This window comes from Comamonas sp. C24C (genome assembly GCF_053345995.1).
Genome location: NZ_JBKFBC010000002.1, coordinates 392,402 through 416,768 on the forward strand (window position 1 = coordinate 392,402; position 24,367 = coordinate 416,768).

Sequence of the window (24,367 nt, forward strand, 5' to 3'; positions counted from 1 at the left end):
GGCATGCTGGTTGAGCACCGATTTCTTCATCTTGCCCACCACATGCATTTCGCAGGGCTTGCAGTCAAAACGTAGCGTGAGCTTTTCCTTGCCGTTGATCAGCTGCAGCGGCTCGGCCTTGATGGTGCCCTTGACGCCGATCACGCCCTTGGCCTGCTTGGGGCACAGGCTCATCGAGAAGCGCACGCAGTGCTTGGTGATCATCAGCGAGACTTCGCCTTCCTCTTCCTTGCTCTCGTAGGCAGCGTCGATGATCTTCACGCCATGTTTGACATAGAAGTCATGGGCCTTCTGGTTGTAGACATTGGCCAGATAGGTCAGCGTGTCTTCAGGGAAAGGCACGGGTGGCTCCACGGGCTTGGCGCGGGGCAGGCGCACAAAGCCGTCGGCGCGGGCCTGCTCCAATGCGGCAACGGCATCGCGGCGCAGCTGGTTGAGCACCGATGCCGGGACAAACCAGGGCTGGCTCAGGCTCAGCGAAATATCGTTCACCTCGAAAACCGTGGCGCCAAAGCGTCCCAGCTGCTCGCGCAGCGAGGCCTGGGCCTTTGCGGCATCGGTAGCGCTCTGGTGTTCCTGGGCAATGACGGCCGTGCCGACAAAGCCGTCCTCATCGGTCAGCGTCAGCGCGAAGCCTGAAGCGGTCTCCTTGAACTCGGCCCACAGACCGATGCGGCGTTCGCTGGACTTCTTCTCCAGTGTGCGCACCCAGTCCATATCGCGGTTGCGGTTGATTTCCAGGCCCTTGCGCAGGTCCTTGAACTCGGCAATCTCGTTCTTGGGGAAGACACGCCAGATGCCTTTTTTGGCACTCACGCATTCGGCACGGTTGATGTGCACGCCCACCAGTTCCTTTTGCAGATCGTAGTAGCACAGGCCGTCGCCGTTGTGCAGCTCGGCGGCCTTGTCGCTGGTCTCGATCTCGAACCATTTGTCGCCGACCTGGGTCACCCAGCCGATGGCACGACCCGGCGTCTTGGGCGTGTCGAAGGCGCCGATGTCATCCTTGCGGCCGTTGACGAAGTAGTCGGTGAACTCGCGGTTGAAATTCTGGTCCGGATCGGGTTCGAACGAGAAAGTGGTGCGGCCTGACGACGAGCGCGCCAGCGGCTGATCGGAGAACTCGCGCTCTTCGATGATTTCGTCGAGCAGCTTGCGGTAATGGGCCGTGATGTTCTTCACATAGCCCATGTCCTTGTAGCGGCCCTCGATCTTGAAGCTGCGCACGCCGGCATCGATCAGCGCACGCAGGTTGTCGCTCTGGTTGTTGTCCTTCATGGACAGCACATGCTTTTCATGCGCGATGATGCGGCCGCTGGCGTCCGTCACCTCATAGGGCAGACGGCAGGCCTGGTTGCAGTCGCCGCGATTGGCGCTGCGTCCCGTATGGGCATGGCTGATGAAGCACTGGCCCGAGTAGGCCACGCACAGTGCGCCATGCACAAAGTATTCGATGGTGGTGCGACTGGGGTCTGTCGCGGCGCGCACGGCGGCAATCTGCTTGAGGTCCAGCTCGCGTGCCAGCACGATCTGCGACAGACCGGCGTCCTGCAGAAAGCGGCCCTTTTCGGGCGTGCGGATATCGGTCTGGGTGGACGCGTGCAGCTGAATGGGTGGCAGGTCCAGCTCCAGCAGACCCATGTCCTGGATGATCAGTGCATCGGCGCCGGCGTTGTAGATCTGCCAGGCCATATCGCGCGCGCCTTGCAGCTCATCGTCGCGCAAGATGGTGTTGAGCGTGATGAAGATGCGGCTGCCGAAGCGGTGGGCATGCTTGATGAGCCGCTCCAGGTCGCGGATGTCATTGCCTGCCGTCGCGCGCGCGCCAAAGGCCGGGCCGCCGATATAGACGGCGTCTGCGCCATGATTGACGGCTTCGATGCCGATATCGGCATCACGCGCCGGGGACAGGAGTTCGAGCTGGTGGGGCAGGAGAGACATAGGGGCAGGATTATCTCAGCAAGCCCCGGTTTCGGCACAGCGGTGGGTAATCGCCTGGTTCAGTGGCCGCGTGGGCTGAAGGTTCGGGGGAAAACCACGGGGCCGCTGCGGTCCGCCAGCCGGTAGCCCATGGCGGGACGGTTCGATGTGCCTTCCACATGTCCGGTCTCGAGCAGAAAGTTCGCTGCCAGCATGCGGGTGCGAAAGCCGCTCTTGTCCACGCTGCGTCCCAGCACGGTTTCATAGACTTGCTGCAACTGGGGCAGGGTAAAAGGCTCGCTCAGCAAAAAAGCGGGCAGCGAGGTGTATTCGACCTTGCTGCGCAGACGTTCAACCGCCGTCTGCAGGATGCAGCCATGGTCGAAGGCCAGTGCGGGTCGGTGCAGCAGCTCGTCCACTTCGAACCATGCCACATCGGCCGCATTGGCGCCTTTGGTCAGCTGCAGCTCGTGGGCGGGAATCAGCGCGAAGTACACATGGGTGGCCGACCAGCCACGGGGATCGCGCAGGGCGCTGCCCCAGCTGCCGAGCTGCTCCAGATAGGGGCTGTCCACACCCGTCTTCTCCTTGAGCTTGCGCGCGGCGCAGGCCTGCAGATCGGGATCCAGATCCACATTCACAAATCCGCCGGGCAAGGCCCAGAGGCCGGGAAATGGATCATCGTCGTGACCTGGGCGTTGCACCAGCAATACATTCAAGCAGCCTTGCGCAATCGTGAAGATCACCACATCCACCGTGGTGTAGGGACGAGGAAAGTCCGGCGCTGGCTTGGAGTGACGCGGTGTAACGCTCATGAATCAGGCTTGACGGGATGAAGGATGGGTTGTATTGTACAACTTGCTTAAGTTGTTCAATGCAACTTAGGCGGAGAGAACTAGGCAGGGCCTGGCTGCCCAGGTAGCGATAACACCTGTCGAGCGCCAGGCAGGCCGCCTGGAACAAAGAGAAAAAGAGAACAAGAAAATGAAAGACCAAAACACCACCGCGCGCAGCAAATTCCTCAGCCTGGTGCTCAGGCACAGTCCCGAGACCATAGGGCTCAAGCTCGACGAGGCGGGCTGGGCCCGGACGGATGAGCTGCTGGCCTGCCTGGCGCGCTCTGGGCGGCCGACCCGTCTGGAGGAACTGCAGCGCATCGTGGCGGACAACAACAAGCAGCGCTATTCCTTCAGCGCGGATGGCAAGCGCATACGCGCCAATCAGGGCCACTCCATCAAGGTCGAACTGGGCCTTGAACCCAGCAGCCCTCCAGCAGTGCTCTACCACGGCACGGCCACGCGTTTTCTGGATGCGATTTTTCATGAGGGCCTTAACCGGCAGTCACGTCACCATGTCCATCTGTCCGAAAGCGTGGAAGTGGCCTCTCAGGTCGGCAGTCGCCATGGCAAGCTGGCCCTGCTGCAGGTGGACGCCGCGCGCATGCAGGGCGAGGGCCATGTGTTCTATCGTTCCGATAACGGTGTCTGGCTGACCGATGTCGTCCCGGTCCGGTATCTGCTGAAGCTCACGCCATGAATGCCTCGGGAATCATTGCCGTTGACGCAGACGGCGTATTGCTGGACTACAACCTGGCATATGCATCAGCCTGGGAGCGGGCATTTGGCGAGCGGCCCGCGCTGAAGCGGCCTGACGCCTACTGGGCCATGGACCGCTGGGGTGTCGCCAGCCTGCAGGGCGAAGCCTTGAGCCGCTTTCGTGCCAGCCTTGATGCGCAGTTCTGGTCAAGCATTCCCGCGATTGCAGGTGCGCTCCAGGCTTGCGAGCAGCTGTGCGCTGCCGGTTATGAGCTGGTCTGCGTGTCGGCAATCCAGCCGCAGTTCGCCGAGGCAAGGCAAGTCAATCTGCGGCGGCTGGGTTTTCCGATCTCGCGTGTGATCGCCACCAGCGGCAGTGCCGCTCCAGGTCCCAGCCCCAAGGCACAAGCCCTGGCGCAGTTGCAGCCTCTGGCATTTGTCGATGACTTTCTGCCCTATTTCGACGGCGTGGATGCCCGGATTCACAAGGCGCTGGTGCTGCGCGAGCAAGGCGGCTCACCCAATACGGGGCCGGGTCTGCAGGCTATTGACTCCACTCACGCCACTTTGGCGGACTTTTCCCGTTGGTGGCTCAACCAATATCAAGAAGAACAGACATGAACCGAGATTACGAAATTCGATCCGTAGCCGATCTGGTGGCCCAGCTCGACCAGGGATACCGTCCCAAATACCTTTGTTTCTGGGGCCATCAGGCCGAAAGGAATGGCTCGGTGGGCAAAGGCTGCCTGAGCCAGTGGTTTTCTGCTCCATTCACCGTCGAGGGGGATCGCTTTGCCACGGCGGAGCATTTCATGATGGCAGGCAAGGCGCGGCTGTTTGGGGATGAAGAGGCGCGCGCGCAGGTGCTGGCTGCGCCGTCTCCGGCCAGTGCCAAGCAGATTGGGCGCAGCGTGCGCAATTTCGACGAGGCACGCTGGAAGGCGGAGTGCTTCGACATCGTGGTGAGCGCCAATGTCGCCAAATTCACCCAGAACCCGGCCATGGGGGAATTTCTGCTGAGAACCGGCGAGCGTGTGCTGGTCGAGGCCAGTCCGCGCGACCGCATCTGGGGCATCGGCCTGGGCGCTACCCATCCCGACGCCGAGCAGCCGCGCAAATGGCATGGGCAGAACCTGCTGGGTTTTGCGCTGATGGCCGCGCGCGCGCAGTTGAGAGCCGGGCAATGAGCACGCTGAACCGTTTTGAAGGTGCTCTGCTGGGGCTGGCTTGCGGCGATGCCGTGGGCACGACACTGGAGTTCCGGGCGCGCGGCAGCTTCGCACCGCTGACCGATATGGTGGGGGGCGGGCCGTTTTCGCTGAGGGCCGGACAATGGACGGATGACACGTCCATGGCTTTGTGCCTGGCCGAGAGCCTGGTGCTCAAAAGCGATTGCGATCCCAGGGACCAGATGACGCGCTATGCCAACTGGTACCAGTGGGGCTACTGGAGTTCCACCGGTCAATGCTTTGATATCGGCATCGCAACGCGCGAGGCGATACAGCAGTACCTGCGTACCGGCAATGCGCTCGCGGGCAGTGAGGATGCACGCAGCGCCGGCAATGGCTCGCTGATGCGGCTGGCGCCGGTAGCCATGGTGTATGCCCATGATGAACAAAGAGTGCAGGAGATGGCGGCGCTGAGTTCTCGCGCCACGCATGCCGCTGCGGAGTGCCTGGATGCCTGTCGTCTGTTTGCCGTGGCATTGAGCCGCGCCCTGCAGGGCGCCAGCAAGGCGCAGGTGCTGGATCTGGCCGCGCTGCCGTTTAGCAGCCCTCGCATCGCCGAGATTGCGCAAGGCAGCTGGCGCAGCAAAAGTCGCGAGCAGATCCAGAGCACGGGCTATGTGGTGCACAGTCTGGAGGCCGCTTTGTGGTGTTTCGACCGGCACGAGAGCTTTGAGGCCGCCGTGCTGGAGGCGGCCAATCTGGGCGATGACGCCGACACCACAGCGGCCATTGGCGGCCAGATTGCGGGAGCGTTCTGGGGCCGCAGCGGCATTCCTGCGCACTGGCTGGAAAGACTGCATCAGCAGACCGAGATTCGCGCGCTGGCGCAGTCTGTTCATGCGCTGAATCAGGTGCTGGCTGGCTGAAGGCCCCTGGTGGCAAGCGCTGCGGGGCCTGGTTGACGCATGCGGATCGCGAGATTTGGCAAACAGGCCCAGGCCGCCTCGGCGCAGATCGCGAAAGCGGTTTGCGGTCAGCGCGCTTTGGTGCTGCTGCAAGTCTTGGGAGGGGGATGAAAAGCTTGTTCTGCGGCCAGGAAAATCCGGTGCGGCAGGCGCCATCCCGTTCAACGGGGCACAATCACAGCGCTGACAGAGTGGCGGTGCGCGAGCGAAGCCGCCAGGTTCAGCAGCCCTATCGTCAGCAACCGGAGTCTGTGCCCAGCGCCAGCAGACCCGAGCCAGATCCAGCTCTGCAGCCTTCCCTTCCACTCCAGGGACTGCCCTTCGGTTGCACATTGACGTGGTATGCAAGGTTTGCCGACACGCATGAGGTTCCGGTCTGGCGTAGGCTTGCATGCCACAGCCTTCCGCTTCATCAAGGAGAAAGCATGTCCATGACTGATCGCTCGGCCCAGAGCCGCCGTGTTCGCACCTCGTCTGCCCTGAGCCTGGCGCTGGCCGCCGTGTCCCTGTCGTCCGTTCATGCGGCGGAATTGGAAAAGCCTCTGGTGGTGCGCATCGCCCACGGCGGCCCGGTTTCGGGTCCCATCGCAGCCCTGGGCAAGGATGAGGAGAACGGCGTGCGCATGGCGATTGATGAGCTCAATGCCCGCAAGCTGCAGCTGGGTGGTCGCCCGGTGCAGTGGAAGCTGGAGGCCGGCGACGATGCGGGCGATCCCGGCCAGGCCACGGCGTTGGCACGCCGCTTCTGCGACAAGAAGGTGGCGGCCGTGGTGGGGCATCTTCAGTCGGGCACGACCTTGCCGGCGGCCAAGATCTACAACGACTGCGGTATTCCCAATATCACCCCTGCTGCCACCAATCCTGCGATTACCGAGGCCGGCTATGACGACACCTTCCGCGTCATCGCCAATGACCGTGCCATGGTCAATGCCTTGCTGGACTATGCCGTCAAGCATCAGGGCGTCAAACGCATCGCGATCGTGGACGATCGCACGGCCTATGGGCAAGGCATCGTCAAGCTGTTTGAAGCCGCAGCAGCCGAGCGCGATGTGCAGATCGTCGACAAGCAGTACACCAGCGACAAGGCCACTCAGTTCTCGTCCATCCTGACCGCCATCAAAGGCCGCAAACCCGATGCGATCTTCTTCGGCGGGCTCGATGCACAGGCCGGGCTCATGCTGCGCCAGATGTCACAGCTGGCCATGAATCAGGTGAAGTTCCTGGGCGGCGATGCGCAGTGTTCGGAGCGCCTGCCTGCCATGGCCGACAAGGTGCCGGCGCTCAAGAACGTGGTTTGCGTGATGAGCGGCAGCTCCCTGGGCAATATGCCTGGCGGTCTGCACTGGAAGCAGAAGTACGACCAGCATTTTCCCGGCCAGTATCAGGTCTACAGCCCTTACGCGTATGACGCGACCATGGTGCTGGCCAAGGCCATGCTGAGTGCCGATTCGGCCCAGGCCGAGGCGTATCTGCCGCGCCTGCGCCAGACCCGCCACGACGGGGTGACGGGCACGATTGCCTTTGATTCGCAGGGCGAGCTGCAGAATCCGCGCGTCACGCTCTACGGCTATGACTCCGGCGAACGCAAGGAACTGGTGATCAGCGGCCATTGAGCGGCGCTGATCTTTTCGAGCAACTGTCATTCGGGCCTTGTCTGTCAGGCGCATAGAGCTATGAATCTTGATGCTTCCGTGCACGAACACTTCATGCGCCAGGCGCTGGAGCAGGCGCGCTGCGCCGCCGCCTGCGGCGAGGTGCCGGTGGGGGCCGTAGTCGTCAAGGACGGGCAGGTCATAGGCCGCGGCCATAACAGCCCGCTTTCGGCCCAGGACCCTACGGCCCATGCCGAGGTGCTGGCCCTGCGCGAGGCGGCACGGGCCCTCGGCAATTACCGGCTCGAGGGCTGCACGCTGTATGTGACGCTGGAGCCTTGCACCATGTGCAGCGGCGCCATGCTGCATGCGCGTGTGGACGCCGTGGTCTATGGTGCGGCCGAGCCCAGGACCGGTGCGGCGGGATCGGTGCTCGATGTCTTCGGTTACTCCGCCATCAATCATCAGACGCGGGTGCTGCGCGGCGTGTTGGCTGCGGAATGCTCGGCACTGATGGCGGAGTTCTTCCAGCTGCGACGCCAGGAAAAAAAGGCTCAGCAGCCGCATCCGCTCAGGGACTGGGCGCTGCGCAACGCCGATGAGGCGTTTGCCGACCTGCCGGAGTGGCCCTGGCAGCCGCAGTGGCGCAGCGACCTGCCGGCGCTGCAGGGACTGCGTCTGGCCGTGGTCGATGAAGGGCCCGAGGACGCCGCGCTGACCTGGCTGTGTCTGCATGGCAGCCCGGGCTGGGGCTATGGCTTCCGGCATCTGCTGCCTGATCTGCTGGCCGCCGGTCATCGTGTGGTAGTGCCCGATCTGCCGGGTTTCGGCCGCAGCGATCAGCCCAAGAAAGACAAGCAGCACAGCGCGCCATGGCATTTGCAGATCATCACCGAGCTGATTGAGGCGCTCGACCTGCGGCGGCTGGTGCTGGTCGGGCAGGGCGATGGCGGCCGCCTGGGTCTGGCCGCCGCGCAAGCCCTGCCTGAGCGCTTTGCCGGCGCGTGGCTGATCGATACCTGGCCGCTGAACACGCAGCCGCAGCAGCGCCAGCAATGGTTTGAACAGGCAGCGCGCAAGCCGGCCTGGGATGTGGCCAAGGCCATGGCAGGACTGGAAGGGCTGCATACAGCTGTGGATGCCCAAGGGCCTGAAGAGGCCCGCGCCTGGAATGCCCCGTTTGCGCAGCCCGGCCATCGGGCTGCACTCAAGGCCTGGCCGCGCCTGCAGACCGAGCTGACGGCGCCGCCCGCCGATCTGCTGCGGCAATGGGCGCAGGCCGGCAAGTTGTGGTTGCAGCCCGCCGCCACCCCGCAGCCCGTGTCTGCCGCGCAATGGCAGGCAGCCTGGCTGCAGGCCGTGCCGCAACTGGCGGCACAGTCCGGGGTGTGGCGGCAAACCCGGCCTGGCGCTCCGGTTCCTGCAGCGTGGCAGGGCGGCGGTGCAGCGGCTGTGGAATACTTTGCGCCGTAGCCCGATCGGCCAGACCGGCGGAGCAAGCATCTGAACCAGGACTTATGCAAACAAGAATGCAACAAGGGCTCGCCTTCCGAGGCGGTCGCCCGGCCTGAACCTGTTTTGCGTAAGTCGTATGAACTTCTGAATCTGCGGATTCACCCACTTTTCACGGAGCATGCGGCCGGTGGCCGCATGAAAAGGCTTTGGCAACCTCGCGCAAATCCCCTGCATCCACTACAACGGCCCAGCACCACGCCCATTCGCACGGGCAGGAGCCTGCCCAACAGGCACATGTGCATGACGAGCACTGCAGCCATGAGCACGGCCACCACGATCATCACGACCATGTGCACAGCGCCGATGGCAGCTGCTGCGGTCATGATCACAGCCATGGTGGCAAGCATGTCTATATCTACTCGCCTTCGGGGGCGGTGCGCGACAAGGCGGCCTTCAAGCGTGGCATCAAGCAGCTGGAGGCCCTGGGCCATGAGGTGGAGGTCGACACCGATGCGCTGGCCAGCAGCCAGCGCTTTGCGGGTGACGACGCCACCCGTCTGGCCGCCATCCATCGCGCAGCCGCCAGCGGGGCCGATGTGGCGCTGATTTCGCGCGGCGGCTACGGTCTCACGCGCATCCTGCCGGGCATCAGGTACAAGACCGTGGCCAAGGCGATTGCGGGCGGCACCAAGTTTGTCGGTCTCAGCGATTTCACGGCTTTTCAGCTGGCCATGCTGGCGCAGACCGGCTCGATCACCTGGGCCGGTCCCGCGCTCAACGCCGACTTTGGAGTGGACAGCAAAAAGACGGGCGAGCCCGTGGACGACATCATGCTGGACTGCTTCGAGGACCTGCTCAGCGGCCAGGGCGAAGGCGCGGGCTGGCAGATGCCCAGGATTGGCGAGCTGCCCAATGGCAAGCCCCAGCTCAAGGACTTCTATGTTCCCGGCGGAGCCACCTTGTGGGGCGGCAATCTGGCGGTGCTGGTGTCCCTGCTGGGCACGCCTTACTTCCCCCAGGTCGATGGCGGCATTCTGTTCATCGAAGACGTGGGCGAGCACCCCTACCGGATCGAGCGCATGTTGACGCAGCTGCTGCTGGCGGGCGTGCTGCAAAAGCAAAAAGCCATCGTCTTTGGCCAGTTCACCGAATTCAAGCTCACCACGCATGACAAGGGCTTCAAGCTGCAGACCGTGATCGACTGGCTGCGCATGCAGCTCAAGCGCCCCGTGCTGCAAGGTCTGCCCTTCGGCCATGTGCCCACCAAGGTGCTGCTGCCCGTGGGGGCGCAGGTGTCGCTGTCTGTGGAAGGACGGGATGCGCTGATCTATTGGGGACATGTCTGAGGCCAGACTGCCGCTGAGGCTGCCCGGGCGTAGCGAACATGGCCTGCGCCTTCTGCTGTGCCTAAGCGATCTCTGTTTTGATAGCTTTGAACGCAGGCTGTATATAGGATAAGTGGCGATCTGGCTTGTATTTTTGAAATCGGGAAGGACGCACGCATGGGCAAGGCTGCACTGCAGTGGACCGAGGAAATGCTGGCCCGCCTGGGCCAGGAAAAAGACTCGGTGCTGGCCGAGCGCTGGGGCACATCGGCCAAGACGGTCAACCTCAAGCGCAATGCGCTGGGCATTCCGGCTTACGGGCATTTCCAGTGGACCCCGCAAGCGCTTGCTCTGCTGGGCCAGGAGGCTGATGCCGAGGTGGCAAGGCAGCTGGGCATCAGCAAGGCCAGCGTGGTGGCCAGGCGTACCGAGCTGGGTATTGCCTCGGTGACGGGCGCTGTTGCCAGCAGTGCTTTTGACTGGTGCGACGAGGCTGTGGCTTTGCTAGGCACCGCATCCGATGCCAGGATTGCCGAGCAACTGGGCCTGAGCCGCCTGACGGTCTACAACGCTCGCATCGCCAGAGGGATTGCCGCAGCGGGGCGGGGAGCGGGCAAGAGCCGCGAGCCATGAACAGCGTTGGTGCGCCAGTGAACGCGCCGGGGTTGCCCCGGCCGCAGACCCTGCTGCGCGCGGTATTGCTGGGCTGGCTGTGGCTGGCGGCCCTGGCCGGCTTTTCCCATCTGCTGACGCGCTTGCCGCCCTGGGGCTGGCTGCTCGCCGTCCTGCTGCTGGTGCTGTTGCCAGCCTGGGGGCATTGGCTGCTCCTGATGATGCGCAAAAAGCTGCTGCGCCTGCAGTTCGCGCCGCAGGGGCATATCGGCCGCTGGCTCGGCGGCGGCTGGTGGCCGGCCTGCAAGGCATTGGCACTGGCCTTGCTGCTGTGCACCAGCTCGCTCTGGCAGGCATGGTTTCTTGCTCCCTGGGAATGGGCTCTGCTGGCGCTGGCTCCCTTGCTCCATGTCTTGCTTGCTTGTGGCATGCAGCTGGGATTGAAGCGAGAGTTTTCATCCACGGCCTTTGCCTGGGCCTTCACCCAGCGCGCTGCTAGCTGGCTGCTGCTGGTGCTTCTGGGCGGCGGCTGGCTCTATGGCATGGCCATTCAACAGGATATGGGGCGGGCGCTGGCGACCGGCATGGAGCCTGACGCGCTGAATCTCGCTCTGGCCCAGATTCACGCAGCGCCCTCGGGGCTGGTGCGCTGGGGGCTGGATGCCCTGCTGGCCGTGCAGCTGGCGAGCGGGGCCATGGCCGACTTGCCTCAGTTGCCCTTGCTGCGCCTGTTGCTGCTGGCACTGTTTGGCCCGGTAGGCGTGCTGCTGTGCCTGGGGCGCGCCATGCAAGGGGCATCGACTTCCTCGGCCCTTCTGCTGCAGGCCAGGCCTTTGGCGGCCGCGCCTTTGCTGGCCCTGATTGCGGTGCTGGTGCTGGGCATTCTCGTGCAGTCCACGGCCGCCCTTGACGGCCTGGCCCGTGCCCAGGAGAGCCCGCTGGCGCTCAAGCGCCTGCCCGAGTGCGAGCGCATCGGGCAGCAACTCTACAGTCTCGGCACGCTGGACGCCACCCGCCAGCAGGTTCTGCAGCTGCTGGGCCGGGCCCAGGCCGGACAGGCCCTGTGCCAGAGCATCCCGGAGATGGGCCGGCAGCTGGATGCCGCCGTCGAGCGCTATCTGGACTGGTATTTCAGCCTGGGTGCGGAGTGGGGCCGCATCCTCAGTCTGCTTACGGGCGACGTGAGCCAGTTTCTGCAGAACAAGCTCAGCGAAACCCTGGGAGCCACGCCGGGGCTGGAGGGCTGGGTGCAGACTCTGCAAAAGCAGGCATTGAGCAGCGGCGCTGCTCTGGCCGAGGGCCAGCAGCGCATCGAGGAAACCCTGGCGCGCCATCATCTGGCCCTGAGTCCCGAGCAATGTCTGGTGCGTGCCGAGGTGGCCCGCCTGCCTGCGCTGGAGCTGCTGGGCGATGCACGCCAGCGGCTGACGGCCAGCGCCCTGGTGGGCACGGGGGGCGGTGCTTTTGCCGCAGCCGTTGCAGGCAAAGCCATGGCCAAGGCATCGATGAAGGCCGCCGGCAAGGTGCTGGCCAAGGCCGCTGCCAAGCAGGGTCTGGGCAAGGCCGGGGCAGCGGTAGCCGGTGCGGCGGTGGGTTCCGTCGTTCCTGGTGTCGGCACGGCCGTGGGGGCGGTGGCGGGAGCGGTTGCCGGTGTGGTGCTGGGCGTGGGTATCGACTGGGCGGCACTGTATGCCGAAGAGCTGCTCACGCGCGAAGCCATGCGCACCGATCTGCGTGCCGCGCTGGGCGAGCAGCTGCAGGGCCTGAGCCGGGCCATGGGCTGTCCCTAGTCGACTTCGCAGGCGGCCCGATGCGGGGTCAGGAGCCGCGAAAACCTGTGCTGCGGGTGCTGTCTAGGGCTGCATTCCCGTGAGCTCAGGCGTACAGTGAAGTTTCGCTGCAGGAGTTGCATATGCTCAATTACTCCCTCATGAAACCCGAAGGCATCTTGCTGCTGGAGCCCCATGGGCCTCTGACCGAGCAGGATTTCGACGGCGTCAGTCAGGACGTGGACGATTTCCTGGCCGAGCATCCCAAACTACATGGGGTGATGATCCAGTCCAAGGACTTTCCCGGCTGGGAAAACTGGGCCGGCTTCAGCGCCCATATGGGCTTTGTCAGAGACCATCGCCATCAGGTGGAGCAGATCGCCCTGGTGACCGACAGTCATCTGGCGGGCATGGCCGAATTCGTCGGCAGGCATCTCACGCATGCCGAGGTCAGGCATTTCCCGTTTACCGAAGATGCCATGGCCATGCAGTGGCTGCATGCAGCCTGAGCTGCCTGTCTGAACCAGTCCGGCAACTCTGCCGCCGAGCTGCGGCCGAGTTGCCTGGATCAGCCTAGCCCTGTTTTCGGTGGCCGGTTGTCGCGCTCGAAGCAGTCGCACCGGCGGCTACCTGCTGCGGGGCCTGTGCGTAACGCTTGAACTCCATGGTGTAGGTGGCGCGGCCCTGAGTCATGGAGCGAAGGTGCGTGGCATAGCCAAACATTTCCGATAGCGGCACCTCGGCCCTGATGGTCTTGCCGTCGCCCGCCATATCGTCCATGCCCTGCACGGCGCCGCGGCGCGAGGACAGATTGCCCATCACGGCGCCTGCGTATTCCTCGGGAGTTTCCACCTCGACGGCCATGATGGGCTCCAGAATCACCGGATCGGCTTTTCTGCAGGCCTCCTTGAAGCCCAGGATGGCGGCCATGCGGAAGGCCTGCTCCGAAGAGTCCACCTCGTGGTAGGAACCGAAGGTCAGCCGCACCCGCACATCGACCACCGGGTAGCCGGCCAGAACGCCCGAGTTCATGGCTTCGCGCAAGCCTTTTTCCACGGCGGGGATGAATTCGCGTGGGATCACGCCGCCCTTGATTTCGTCGACGAACTCAAAGCCCTTGCCCGATTCCAGCGGCTCAACGGTCAGCACCACATGGCCGTACTGGCCCTTGCCGCCGGACTGGCGCACGAACTTGCCGTCCACATCGCTGACTGTCTTGCGAATGGTCTCGCGGTAGGCAACCTGTGGCTTGCCCACATTGGCGGCCACATTGAATTCGCGCCTCATGCGGTCGACGATGATTTCCAGGTGCAGCTCGCCCATGCCGGCAATGATGGTCTGGCCCGACTCCTCGTCGCTGCTGACCCTGAAGGAAGGGTCCTCGGCGGCAAGGCGTGCCAGCGCCAGTCCCATTTTTTCCTGGTCGGCCTTGCTCCTGGGCTCCACGGCCTGGGCGATCACGGGTTCGGGAAAGGAGATCTTTTCCAGCACGATGGGCGCTTGCGGATCGCACAGCGTCTCGCCCGTGCTCACGTCCTTGAGACCCACGCAGGCCGCGATGTCGCCGGCGCGGATTTCGTCGATCTCCTGGCGCGCGTTGGCATGCATCTGCACGATGCGTCCGATACGCTCCTTTTTACCGCGGGTCGGGTTGTAGACCAGATCGCCCTTGGCCAGCACGCCAGAGTACACGCGTACAAAGGTCAGCTGGCCCACGAAGGGGTCGGTCATGAGCTTGAAGGCCAGGGCGGCGAATTTCTCGTCATCACTGGCATGGCGTATCAGCGTGGTGCTGGCGCTGTCGTCTTCGCTATGACCTTCGACGGCAGGGACATCAAGCGGCGAAGGCATGAGCTCGATGATCGCGTCGAGCAGACGCTGAACGCCGCGGTTCTTGAAGGCCGAGCCGCAGAGCATGGGCTGAATTTCGGTGGCAATGGTGCGCAGGCGCAGGCCGGTGATGATGTCATCGGCATCAAGATCGCCGCTGTCCAGGTATTTCTCGGTCAGTGCTTCATTGGCCTCGGCTGCAGCCTCCACCATCTTCTGGCGCCATTCCTGGGCGCTGGCCAGAAGTGCAGCGGGGATCTCCTGGTACTCGAACTTCACGCCCTGCGACTCGTCATCCCAGAAGATGGCTTTCATCCTGATGAGGTCGACGAGGCCGTGAAAATCGGCCTCGGTGCCGATGGGAATGACGATGGGCACGGGGTGGGCCTTGAGGCGGTCCACCATCATCTGGCGTACACGAAAGAAGTCGGCCCCCACGCGATCCATCTTGTTGACGAAGGCCAGGCGCGGCACCTTGTACTTGTTGGCCTGGCGCCAGACGGTCTCCGACTGCGGCTGCACGCCGCCCACGGAGTCATAGACCATGACCGCACCATCGAGCACGCGCATGGAACGCTCGACCTCGATGGTGAAGTCCACGTGTCCGGGGGTGTCGATGATGTTGATGCGGTGGGCCGGGAAGTTGTGCTCCATGCCCGACCAGAAGGCCGTGGTGGCCGCCGAGGTGATGGTGATGCCGCGTTCCTGCTCCTGCTCCATCCAGTCCATAGTGGCAGCGCCGTCATGGACTTCGCCCAGCTTGTGGTTGACCCCGGTATAGAACAGTATGCGCTCGGTCGTGGTGGTCTTGCCGGCATCGATATGCGCGGAGATGCCGATGTTGCGATAGCGTTCTATGGGCGTGTGGCGAGCCATGATGACCTCCCTGAAACACAGTTCTGAAACTGAAGTGCCGGCACCACGGCTGCGGTGCCGGCAGGCAGAGGAAACGCATCGGAAATACTAGAGAGATGGCTACAAACTCACTGCCAGAGTGGGTATGACTGGCGGCTTACAAACAGCGGTGGCAAGACCAGGCCCCGGGCAAAGCGCAAGGCTTTCGGACCGGCCGTGTCTGGCTTTTTCTCGCATCTCGCATTCAAAGGCCTTGCGGCCAAAGGACTCCTGGACATGACAGAGCAGAGCATTCAGACAGCCGCCCACAAGATGGTCTACATCCTGGTGGTGGAGCAAAGCTTGCGTGCCGGCGAAGGCATGAGCGAGCAAGTGCTTGCCGCCGACCTGCAAAAGCATGGCATCGGTGAAGGCGAGCGCCAGTCTGCGTTGGACTGGGCCGTCGGCAAGGGCTGGCTGGAAAAAGCCGAAGGCGGCGAGGTACGCCTGACCGAAGCCGGCTTCGACATGAATTTCACGCAGTAGCGGCAGGCGTCGGGCAGCGGCCGCCGCCCCGGCGTCTATTCCAGATAGACGCCTTTTTCCTTTTTGCGTGCCCGCATGCCGGTGCGCAGGAACAGCTCGCTGCCGCCTTGCACGGCCAGGGGCTGGCCGGGCTTGCCGCCGTCCTGGGCCAGGTGGGCATCGGCGCGCGCATTCCAGTGCTCCAGCAGGTCCTGCAGGGCAAGGCGCTCCGCTTCGTTCAGCTGCGGATGCCGCTCCAGGAACTCCTGCAGATACTGGCGCGCATCCTGCTCCAGCTGCTCGCGCGTGGTCGCCAGCGAGATATAGCTGATGTCATCGTCGCGCCCGCTGGTATGCGTGCCCAGCAGATAGCAGCCGATATAGTCGCCCCGGGGCTGACCCACGGCCGGGTCCTGGCTGAGTTTCTTGAACAGACTGAAGGGCCACATGCGTTGAATTCCTTGGGACTGACGCAAACAGGGAAGCACGACAGGCATGGAGCGCCATGCCTGATCCGAATCCGCGTAAGTCGTTTTCCTAACACCGGGCCGTGGCCCAAACAGGTATTGTCGCCCATGGCTGGACGCGATCAGCATGTGGATGTTGCGCACCGGACGCATTACAAGAGGCGATATGGGAGACATCACTTCGGCGGCAGAACCTTCCGCCCACCCCTGGCTCAGGCGCACATGGCATCTGGCGGCTGCGGCCTGCGGACTGGTTTTGCTGGCAGGGGCCGCGCTGGCGGTCTATGGCGTGCGGGCCCAGCCGCGCCTGGACGGCAAGCTGGTTCTCTCCGGGCTTGAGCGCAGCGTGTGGGTCAGGCGCGACGACTCCGATGTCACGCATATCAGCGCCGACTCGCCGCAGGATGCCTGGCGGGCCCTGGGCTTTGTCCATGCGCAGGAGCGTGGCTGGCAGCTGGAGTTCAACCGCCGTCTGATGCAGGGGCGGCTGTCGGAGACTCTGGGCCCGGCCACGCTGGAGCTGGACAAGCTGATGCGTGCTCTCGACATTCATGGCGCGGCGCGTCGCCAGTATGCGGCGCTGCCGCCTGCCGTGCAGGAAGCCTTGCAGGCCTATAGCCAGGGTATCGCCGCCTTTTACGCCAGGCCCTCGCAGGCTGCAGCGCCGGAGTTCCTGCTGCTGGGCACCCGGGCCGGCAACTGGGAGCCGGAAGATACCGTGGGCTGGGCGCTGATGATGGCGCTGGACCTGGGCGGCAACTGGGGCAACGAGTTTGCGCGGCTGAATCTGCTGCAGGTCCTGAGCACCGAGCAGCTGTGGCAGCTGATGCCGGCCTATCCGGGCGAGCCGCCCGCGACGGCGGTGGATCTCGCCAGCCTGTACCGCCAGCTTGGTGTCTACCGGGAGGCGGATGCTCAGCCCAGGGTGTCGGCGCCGGCCGGGCAGATTCAATCGGCCTTGCAGCAATGGGCGGCCTCCATGGCCAGGGATATGGGCACGAATGACGGGCTGGGCAGCAATAACTGGGTGGTGGCCGGAAGCAAGACCCGAAGCGGCAAGCCCTTGCTGGCCAACGATCCGCATCTGGGGCTGAGCGCTCCGGCCATCTGGTATTTCGCGCGTCTTCAGTCGCCCCAGGGCCGGGCCGGCGACGGCAGCGTCCTGAGCGCGCTGGATGTAACGGGTGCCACCTTGCCCGGCATGCCCTTCGTGGTGCTGGGCCGCACGGCGCAGGTGGCCTGGGGCTTCACCAACACCAACCCCGATGTGCAGGATCTGTACCTGGAGCAGATCAACCCGGCCGATCCCGGCCAATACCGCACGCCCACGGGCTGGGAAAATTTTGCCGTGCGCGAGGAGGTCTTCAAAGTCAAGGGCCAGAGCGATGTGAGGGTGACGCTGCGCAGCACGCGCCACGGCCCCGTGATCAGCGATGCGCAGCGGCAATACGGCAAGGTCATCAACACCGACCGCTATGCGCTGGCCCTGCGCTGGGCGGCGCTGGACACCGACAACCGCACGGTGGAGGCCGGCCTCAGAGCCAACGGCGCGCAGACCGTGGCCGAACTGTTCGAGGCGTTTTCCATCTACCACTCGCCCATGCAAAGCATTGTGGCGGCCGATGTGCAGGGCCATATCGGCTTCAAGGCCGCGGGCAGGGTGCCGGTGCGTGCGCCTGACAATGACTTGCGCGGCGTGGCGCCGGCGCCCGGCTGGGATGCGCGCTATGACTGGCAGGGCTGGCTGAGCTACGAGCAGACGCCGCAGGACGATGGCGCTGCGCGTGGCTTTGTGGCCACGGCCAACCAGCGCGTGACGGAAGCCGGCTATGCGCATTTCCTGACCCAGGACTGGAGCCTGCCCTACCGCCATCAGCGCATAGAGCAGTTGCTGGCGGCCGGCAGCCAGCATGATGCGGCCAGCATGGCGGCGATCCAGAACGATGTGCAGTCCCTGGCCACCCGGGCCTTGCTGCCCGTGCTGCGCAAGGCCCGATCGAGCCACGCCCTGGCAGCGCAGGCACAGCAACTGCTGGCGGACTTCGACGGGCAGATGGAGCGGGACAGGCCCGAGCCGCTGATCTTCTCGGTCTGGGCCGACGAGCTGACGCGCGCCCTGGTGATTGCGCGCATTGGCGAGCAGCGCTTTGCCATGAGCTACGGCAAGCGGGACTTCCGCGCCGGGCTGGAAGGAATCCTCGCGCGCAATGACGCCTGGTGGTGCGCGCCGCTGAGCTGCGAGCAACAGGCCGGGCAGGCGCTGACCCGCACGCTGGACAAGTTGCAGGCGGCCTACGGCAGTGATCCGCGCCAATGGCGCTGGGGCGCTGCACATGCGGCGCTCAGCGCGCACAAGCCTCTGGGCTCGGTGGCGGCACTGGCGGGGGTCTTCAATGTGAGCGTGGCCTCGGGCGGCGACACCTATAGCGTCAATGTCGGGCAGTACAACGCCAACCCGCCGCCCTCCGATGCCAAGGGACCGCTGGCTGGACGTTTTGTCAGCCGCCATGCGCCCTCGCTGCGCGCCATCTACGACCTGGGCGATCCGGAGTCCTCGCAGTTCATCTACCAGACCGGGCAGAGCGGGCTGGCGCTGTCGGCCCGCTATGCTGACATGAGTGCGGAGTGGGCCGACGGCCGCTACCGAAAGCTGCAAATGCAGCCGAGGCGCTGGCGCCATGTGCTGGAACTGCAGACCGGACAGGGCGTGGATGGCTATAAATAAGTGAGCTTATAGTGCATGTTGCACATTGATTTCAGATATAAATAATGCTGAAAATCAATGATTACATGCGATACAAGCTCCTGTAGAGATAGCAAGCAGCAGTCGCAGTCTCAGCAGTCGCAGTCCTTCAGCGCAGAAAGTCCTCGATCAGCCTGGCCACGGCCTCTGGCTGGTCGTGGTGCAGCATATGGCCAGCGTCCTGCACATGGGCGATCTCGCATTGCGGGATGTGGCGAATGCGCTCGTGGTATTGCTCCAGCGTGTAGCGGCCCTGGTGCCACTGGCCCAGGCTGTCGTCCGACGCCTCGACCGACAGCGTAGGCGCGCTGATGGCGGCCAGGCAGGCCAGCGCTTCGTCCACGCGGTAGAGATAGGGGTTGGCGATCTTGTGCGCGGCGTCGCCCAGAATATGCCAGCGGCCCTGGGCATCGGGGGCCGACCAATGGTGAGCCAGCCATAGCGCCTTGTCGCGGGGCAGGCGGCGATTGGTTTTCTGCAGGCGGTTGGCAACGGCCTCCACGCTGTCGTAGGACGCGAGGCCCAGGCCGCCGGCACGCTGTTCGCGCAACTGGTCCATCCACTGAGCCAGACGCCCGGGGGCCTGGTCGGCCGTGGTCGGCGCCATGCCGAAGCCCTCGAGATTGACAAAGCGGCGAATGCGCTGCGGCCGCGCGCCCGCATACATGCAGGAGATATTGCCCCCCATGCTGTGGCCGACCAGGTCGATGGGCTGATCGGGCGAGATCTGCTCCAGCAGCATGTCCAGATCGGCCAGGTAGTCGGTGAAGTAGTAGCTGTCGCAGGGTTCGGCGCCGCGGCTCAGGCCGAAGCCGCGCCAGTCGTGGGCCACGATGCGGCGACCCTGTACAAAGGCGTCGCTGAAGGCGTCGACCACAAACTGGTAGGAGGCGGCCACATCCATCCAGCCATGGGCCAGCACGAGAACCGGCAGATCCGGATCGAGCCGGGAGCTGGCCTCGGGCTCCCAGCTGCGCAGGTGGCACTGCATATTGCGCACGGGCAGCATCTGCGACTGCCATTGGCGGCGCGGCTGATAGGGCGGGATATCGGTGATCGGGCTGGTCTGCGTGGGGTGATGCGTTGTCATAGGGTCTCCGTTGATTTGATTATTGCTGCGCTTGCAGCATGGCCCGTCGTGCGCGGGACAGCCGGGTGCGCAAAAACAGGGAGCCCGCCGTAGTCTTGGGCTCTCAGGCCCTAAACTCGGGAGCATGACTTTTGCTGCATCCAACTCACGTCTTTCCATGAATCCCGTCGCTCTGGGGCAGAGCGATTTGCGCGTCAGCCCCATCTGTCTGGGCACCATGACGTTTGGTGAGCAGGTCGACGAAGCCGAAGCCTGGCGCATCATGGACCGCGCCGTGGAACGCGGCGTGGATTTCTTCGATACGGCCGAAATGTATGCCGTGCCGGCCCGTGAGGCCACCTGTGGCGCGACGGAGTCCATCATCGGCCGCTGGCTCAAGGCCCGCCCCGGCATGCGCGAGCGGATCACGCTGGCCAGCAAGGTGGCCGGCCCCTCGCGCGGCATGCCCTGGATCCGCGAAGGCTCGGGCCTGTCGGCGCAGGACATCGTGCGCTCCTGCGACGCCAGTCTCGAGCGCCTGCAGACCGAGGTGATCGACCTCTACCAGATCCACTGGCCCGAGCGCCATGTGCCGGCCTTCGGCGGCATGTACTACGACCCCGCCAAGGAAAGCTCGCTCACGCCCATCCACGAGCAGCTGCAGGCGCTCGCCGGTCTGGTCAGGCAGGGCAAGATCCGCCACATCGGCCTGTCCAACGAGACGCCTTATGGCGTGCACGAGTTCGTGCGCCTGGCCGAGCAGCACGGACTGCCGCGCGTGGCCTCGATTCAGAACCCCTATTGCCTGGTCAACCGCAGCTATGAAAACGGGCTGGACGAAACCTGCCACCGCCTCGAGGTGTCGCTGCTGGCCTATTCGCCGCTGGCGTTCGGCCTGCTGACGGGCAAGTTCGACCAGTTTGCGCCGACCGAGGAGGGCGCGCCCAAGCAGGCGCGCATCGCCAGGTATGAATCGGTGCAGAGACAGCGCTGGGGCCGCCCCGATGCGCTGGCTGCCGCACGCCGCTACAACGCGCTGGCTCAGCAGCATGGCCTGACGCCGGTGCAACTGGCGCTGGCCTTCTGCTACACCAAGTGGCAGGTGGCCAGCACCATCATCGGTGTGACTTCGGTGGCCCAGCTCGACGAGGATCTGAATGCCTGGGGCACGCAGCTGCCAGCCGAGCTGCTGGCCGCAATCGATGCCATCCGCTGGCAGATGCGCGACCCCGCTGTCTGAGGGTTTTATTGAGGGAAAATGGCCGCTGGCCCATGTGGAGCATGTGCCAGCAGCTATCAAGATTGAATCATGGCAAAAAAAGACAAGAACGCCCATGTGAGCGAAACGCCGGCCACGCAGATGCTCAAGGCCCACAAGGTGGAGTTCACCGAGCACCCTTATGACTATGTGGAGCATGGCGGCACCGAAGAGTCGGCGCGTCAGCTGGGGCTTAACGAGCATGCGGTCGTCAAGACCCTGGTGATGCAGGATCAGGATGCCAGGCCGCTGATCGTGCTCATGCATGGCGACTGCAAGGTATCGACCAAGAACCTGGCGCGCCAGATCGGGGCCAAGAGCGTGGAGCCCTGCAAGCCCGAGGTGGCCAACCGCCACAGCGGCTATCTGGTGGGCGGCACCTCGCCGTTTGGCACCAGGCGCGAAATGCCGGTCTATATCGAGGAAACCATACTCGCGCTGCCACGCATTGCCATCAATGGCGGGCGGCGCGGCTATCTGGTGCAACTGGCCCCTGAGGTTTGTACCCGTCTGCTCGATGCCCGGCCGGTGCACTGCGCGCTGGCAGAATAGGGGGCTAGCCAGCCGGGGGCAGACGCCGGCTGGCAAAAAACGCAAACAACAAGGACTTACGCCAATCAGGATGCACAACGGGCATGACGGTCTACAAACCGCCGTCCCTGATCCGGGTTGCGCAAGTCGTGACAACAATCGGTGCCGTCGACCTTGGTTGGCGAGCCTTAGGGCCAGTCTCTGGCCGAGGAATTCCTTTGAACGCCCTCTATCCCGTTATCGCCGTCATCGCGGCCTATCTGATTGGTTCGCTGTCCTTTGCCGTCATCGTCAGCCGCGTCATGGGCTTGAACGACCCGCGCACCTATGGCAGCGGCAACCCCGGGGCCACCAATGTGCTGCGCTCGGGCAGCAAGGCGGCTGCGGCCGTCACGCTGCTGCTGGATGCACTCAAGGGTCTGGTGCCCGTGGTCCTGGTCAAGGCCTTCGGCGAGCCGTTCGGTCTGGGCGACAACACGGTGGCACTGGCCGGCCTGGCGGCTTTCCTGGGCCATCTGTATCCGGTGTTCTTCGGCTTCAAGGGTGGTAAGGGCGTGGCCACGGCGCTGGGCGTGCTGCTGGGCATCAGCGGCTGGCTGGGTCTGGCGACGGCGCTGACCTGGGTCATCGTGGCCGTGTTCTTCCGTTACTCCTCCCTGGCCGCGCTGGTGGCCTCGGTGTTCGCGCCCGTGTACTACGTGCTGTGCAGCGGCATCGTCTGGGATGCGGAAACGCCCATCACTGCCGCGATTGTGGTGATGGCGATCCTGCTGGTCTGGCGTCATCGCGAAAACATCCAGCGCCTGATCGCCGGCAAGGAGTCCAGGCTGGGCCAGAAAAAGACCGAGGGCGCCAAGCCTGCAGAGGGCGCGGCCCGCAAGAGCGGCAAGAGCAAGCATCGCTAGGGCGCGGCTGCTACATTTCGCCGAGGCCGCCTTCAGGCCTCTTCCATTCAAGCGCAAGAAGCTCCTGATTAAATAGCAAAAAGATATGGCTTCCAGCCCGTCGCAGCGCGACTACAGCGCCCCCTGTCCTGGTTGTGGCGCGCCGGTCCACTTCGCGAGTGCGCAATCGAGTTTTGCCGTCTGCGAGTTCTGCCGCAGCACCGTGCTGCGCGATTGCGAGACGCTCAAGCGCATTGGCTCCATGGCCGAAGTGTTCGAGGACTACAGCCCGCTGCAGCTGGGGGCCTCGGGCATGGTCAAGCGCAACGGCAAGCCCGAGCCCTTCAGCATCGTGGGCCGCGCGCAATACAAAAGTGCGGCCGGCAGCTGGTCGGAATGGGTGGCTGCGCTCAGCAACGGCGAGCTGGCCTGGCTGAGCGAGGACAACGGCAGCTTTGTCTTTGCCGTGAACTGGCAGCCGCCGGGCTGGAAGGTGACCGAGTTCCAGCAGCGCGAATGGCGCATGGGCCGTGAGCTCAAGGCCGGCACGGAATCCTTCACCGTCACCAGCATTCAGGATGCACAGCTGATGGCGGCTCAGGGCGAGCTGCCCCAGTTGCCCCAGCTGGGCAAGAGCTTCAAGCTGGTGGAGCTGCGCAGCGAGAAGAACCAGATTCTTTCCATCGACTTCAGTGACAAGACACCGGCCTTCAGCCTGGGGGCCGCCGTGGCGCTGGAGGCATTGCAGATGCAGGGCCTGCGCAGCAGCGCCCAGCAAAAAAGCCAGGGGCGTCACTTCAACTGTCCCAAGTGCGGTGCCGTGGTGCCCGTGCGCTTCGACACCACCAAGGCCCTGAGCTGCCCCAGCTGCGGCAGCCTGATCGACATGTCCAAGGGCATGGGGGCGGAGCTGAGCTATGCTGAGCAGCGCAGAAAGGTCAAGCCTCTGATTCCGCTGGGCAGCGAAGGCACGCTCGACGGCCTGAAATGGCAGGTCGTGGGTTTTCAAAGGCGCAGCGGGCGCGGCCTGGGCGAGGATGAGGACGACAGTTTCACCTGGGACGAGTACCTGCTCTACAACAAGAAGGCGGGCTTTTCGTTCATCGTCGATTCGGAGGACGGCTGGAGCACGGCACGCGTCATCACGGGTGCTCCCAAGCTCAGCAAGAACGGCGCCACGGCGACCTATCTGCAGCGCAAATACCAGCGCGACTATGCCTATCTGGCCGAGACGGAATATGCAGAGGGCGAGTTCTACTGGCCCGTCTTCAAGGGCGCCAAGTCCAGCAATGTGGACTTTGCCAATGGCGGCAAGCAGTCCACGCTGGCGCTGGAGACCGCCAATCAGGAAACCACCTGGACCCACGGGCAGCGTGCGTCGGCAGAGACCATTGCCCAGGCCTTCGGCACCGGCAAGCTCAAGGACCGCTCCCAGGTCAGCCCGCTGTCGGGCAGCGGCTTCAGCTGGGGCACGATCCTGTTCTGGCTGTTCCTGCTGCTGTTCATACTGCCGTTTCTGCGCGCCTGCATGTCCAGCCCCAACTGCGATCCGCGCACCGACCCCAACTGCAGCTACAGCCGCTCCAGCAGCGGCTCCTATGGTGGCTATACCTCCGGCGGAAGCCACAAATAGCACCCCCATCTCATTCGAGGAGAGAGATCATGTTTGACTGGTTCAACCCCCAGAACTTCTTCGGCTCCATCATCTACGCCTTGGTGGGCGTGGTGGTGTTCTGGCTGTGCTTCATCATCATCGACAAGATCACGCCCGTGGACATGTGGGCCGAGATCGTGGAGAAGCACAACAAGGCGCTGGCCATGGTGGTGGCGGCCATGTGCCTGGGCATCAGCATCATCGTCGCTGCGGCGATTCACTAAACACCC

The 24,367-nt window shown here is 64.2% G+C and carries 22 protein-coding genes; 17 read left to right on the plus strand and 5 right to left on the minus strand.

All coding sequences use genetic code 11. The features are described from left to right. Both ACLBXN_RS05480 and ACLBXN_RS05485 read right to left on the minus strand, forming a co-directional pair. A partial coding sequence (locus tag ACLBXN_RS05480) for a peptidase U32 family protein (protein ID WP_447611418.1) occupies nt 1-1,941 on the minus strand: 1,941 nt, incomplete at its 3' end. A gap of 59 nt (nt 1,942-2,000) precedes the next feature. Beyond that, entirely contained in the window at nt 2,001-2,735 is a 735-nt protein-coding gene (locus ACLBXN_RS05485; RefSeq protein WP_447611419.1) for an NUDIX hydrolase, read from the minus strand. 169 nt (nt 2,736-2,904) lie between these two features. On the opposite strand from ACLBXN_RS05485, the gene ACLBXN_RS05490 reads away from it, so the two are divergent. The 10 genes from ACLBXN_RS05490 (at nt 2,905) to ACLBXN_RS05535 (ending at nt 12,851) form a co-directional block, all read left to right on the plus strand. Beyond that, the gene (locus ACLBXN_RS05490) at nt 2,905-3,456 is read left to right on the plus strand and encodes an RNA 2'-phosphotransferase (protein ID WP_447611420.1); all 552 of its coding nucleotides are present in this window, start codon (nt 2,905-2,907) and stop codon (nt 3,454-3,456) included. Next, nucleotides 3,453-4,076: a 5' nucleotidase, NT5C type gene (locus ACLBXN_RS05495; protein ID WP_447611421.1), complete on the plus strand. Its 624-nt coding sequence runs from the start codon at nt 3,453-3,455 to the stop codon at nt 4,074-4,076. The genes ACLBXN_RS05490 and ACLBXN_RS05495 overlap by 4 nt, the downstream gene beginning before the upstream one ends. Beyond that, a complete protein-coding gene (locus tag ACLBXN_RS05500) occupies nt 4,073-4,642 on the plus strand; it encodes an NADAR family protein (protein WP_447611422.1) in 570 nt (189 codons plus the stop codon). The genes ACLBXN_RS05495 and ACLBXN_RS05500 overlap by 4 nt, the downstream gene beginning before the upstream one ends. Further along, complete coding sequence (locus tag ACLBXN_RS05505) at nt 4,639-5,550, plus strand: ADP-ribosylglycohydrolase family protein (RefSeq protein ID WP_447611423.1); 912 nt, start codon at nt 4,639-4,641, stop codon at nt 5,548-5,550. The genes ACLBXN_RS05500 and ACLBXN_RS05505 overlap by 4 nt, the downstream gene beginning before the upstream one ends. 464 nt (nt 5,551-6,014) lie before the next feature. Next, nucleotides 6,015-7,202, plus strand: coding sequence for a branched-chain amino acid ABC transporter substrate-binding protein (locus tag ACLBXN_RS05510; RefSeq protein ID WP_211455865.1), 1,188 nt, complete (start codon nt 6,015-6,017; stop codon nt 7,200-7,202). Nucleotides 7,203-7,262: 60 nt separating this feature from the next. Then, entirely contained in the window at nt 7,263-8,654 is a 1,392-nt protein-coding gene (tadA, locus tag ACLBXN_RS05515) for a tRNA adenosine(34) deaminase TadA (protein WP_447611424.1), read from the plus strand. A gap of 278 nt (nt 8,655-8,932) precedes the next feature. Then, the gene (locus ACLBXN_RS05520; RefSeq protein ID WP_447611613.1) at nt 8,933-9,982 is read left to right on the plus strand and encodes an LD-carboxypeptidase; all 1,050 of its coding nucleotides are present in this window, start codon (nt 8,933-8,935) and stop codon (nt 9,980-9,982) included. A gap of 156 nt (nt 9,983-10,138) precedes the next feature. Further along, entirely contained in the window at nt 10,139-10,594 is a 456-nt protein-coding gene (locus ACLBXN_RS05525; protein ID WP_447611425.1) for a hypothetical protein, read from the plus strand. Next, nucleotides 10,591-12,363, plus strand: coding sequence for a hypothetical protein (locus ACLBXN_RS05530; protein WP_447611426.1), 1,773 nt, complete (start codon nt 10,591-10,593; stop codon nt 12,361-12,363). The genes ACLBXN_RS05525 and ACLBXN_RS05530 overlap by 4 nt, the downstream gene beginning before the upstream one ends. A 122-nt stretch (nt 12,364-12,485) precedes the next feature. Next, nucleotides 12,486-12,851 (plus strand): SpoIIAA family protein, encoded by a 366-nt coding sequence (locus tag ACLBXN_RS05535; protein ID WP_114862272.1) that lies wholly within the window; start codon nt 12,486-12,488, stop codon nt 12,849-12,851. Nucleotides 12,852-12,915: 64 nt separating this feature from the next. Here ACLBXN_RS05535 and fusA read toward each other — a convergent pair whose 3' ends face one another. Next, nucleotides 12,916-15,048: an elongation factor G gene (gene fusA / locus ACLBXN_RS05540; RefSeq protein WP_447611427.1), complete on the minus strand. Its 2,133-nt coding sequence runs from the start codon at nt 15,046-15,048 to the stop codon at nt 12,916-12,918. Nucleotides 15,049-15,303: 255 nt separating this feature from the next. On the opposite strand from fusA, the gene ACLBXN_RS05545 reads away from it, so the two are divergent. Next, nucleotides 15,304-15,552: a hypothetical protein gene (locus ACLBXN_RS05545; protein ID WP_043004447.1), complete on the plus strand. Its 249-nt coding sequence runs from the start codon at nt 15,304-15,306 to the stop codon at nt 15,550-15,552. Between the two features lie 35 nt (nt 15,553-15,587). Here the strand turns inward: ACLBXN_RS05545 and ACLBXN_RS05550 are convergent, their stop codons facing one another. Next, nucleotides 15,588-15,980, minus strand: coding sequence for a hypothetical protein (locus ACLBXN_RS05550; RefSeq protein ID WP_447611428.1), 393 nt, complete (start codon nt 15,978-15,980; stop codon nt 15,588-15,590). Between the two features lie 184 nt (nt 15,981-16,164). Between ACLBXN_RS05550 and ACLBXN_RS05555 the strand changes: the two genes are divergently transcribed. Continuing rightward, complete coding sequence (locus ACLBXN_RS05555; protein ID WP_447611429.1) at nt 16,165-18,723, plus strand: penicillin acylase family protein; 2,559 nt, start codon at nt 16,165-16,167, stop codon at nt 18,721-18,723. 127 nt (nt 18,724-18,850) lie between these two features. Here the strand turns inward: ACLBXN_RS05555 and ACLBXN_RS05560 are convergent, their stop codons facing one another. Further along, entirely contained in the window at nt 18,851-19,831 is a 981-nt protein-coding gene (locus tag ACLBXN_RS05560) for an alpha/beta fold hydrolase (protein ID WP_447611430.1), read from the minus strand. Between the two features lie 157 nt (nt 19,832-19,988). On the opposite strand from ACLBXN_RS05560, the gene ACLBXN_RS05565 reads away from it, so the two are divergent. The 5 genes from ACLBXN_RS05565 (at nt 19,989) to ACLBXN_RS05585 (ending at nt 24,361) form a co-directional block, all read left to right on the plus strand. Next, complete coding sequence (locus ACLBXN_RS05565; protein WP_447611431.1) at nt 19,989-21,050, plus strand: aldo/keto reductase; 1,062 nt, start codon at nt 19,989-19,991, stop codon at nt 21,048-21,050. A gap of 69 nt (nt 21,051-21,119) precedes the next feature. Then, nucleotides 21,120-21,620: a Cys-tRNA(Pro) deacylase gene (ybaK, locus tag ACLBXN_RS05570; protein WP_407715847.1), complete on the plus strand. Its 501-nt coding sequence runs from the start codon at nt 21,120-21,122 to the stop codon at nt 21,618-21,620. A gap of 197 nt (nt 21,621-21,817) precedes the next feature. Further along, a complete protein-coding gene (gene plsY, locus ACLBXN_RS05575; RefSeq protein WP_447611432.1) occupies nt 21,818-22,504 on the plus strand; it encodes a glycerol-3-phosphate 1-O-acyltransferase PlsY in 687 nt (228 codons plus the stop codon). Nucleotides 22,505-22,589: 85 nt separating this feature from the next. Continuing rightward, nucleotides 22,590-24,116, plus strand: a complete 1,527-nt coding sequence (locus tag ACLBXN_RS05580) for a DUF4178 domain-containing protein (RefSeq protein WP_447611433.1) — start codon at nt 22,590-22,592, stop codon at nt 24,114-24,116. 29 nt (nt 24,117-24,145) lie between these two features. Then, on the plus strand, nt 24,146-24,361 hold the full coding sequence (locus ACLBXN_RS05585; protein WP_003056416.1) for a DUF350 domain-containing protein: 216 nt from the start codon (nt 24,146-24,148) through the stop codon (nt 24,359-24,361). The last annotated feature ends 6 nt before the right edge of the window (nt 24,362-24,367 follow it).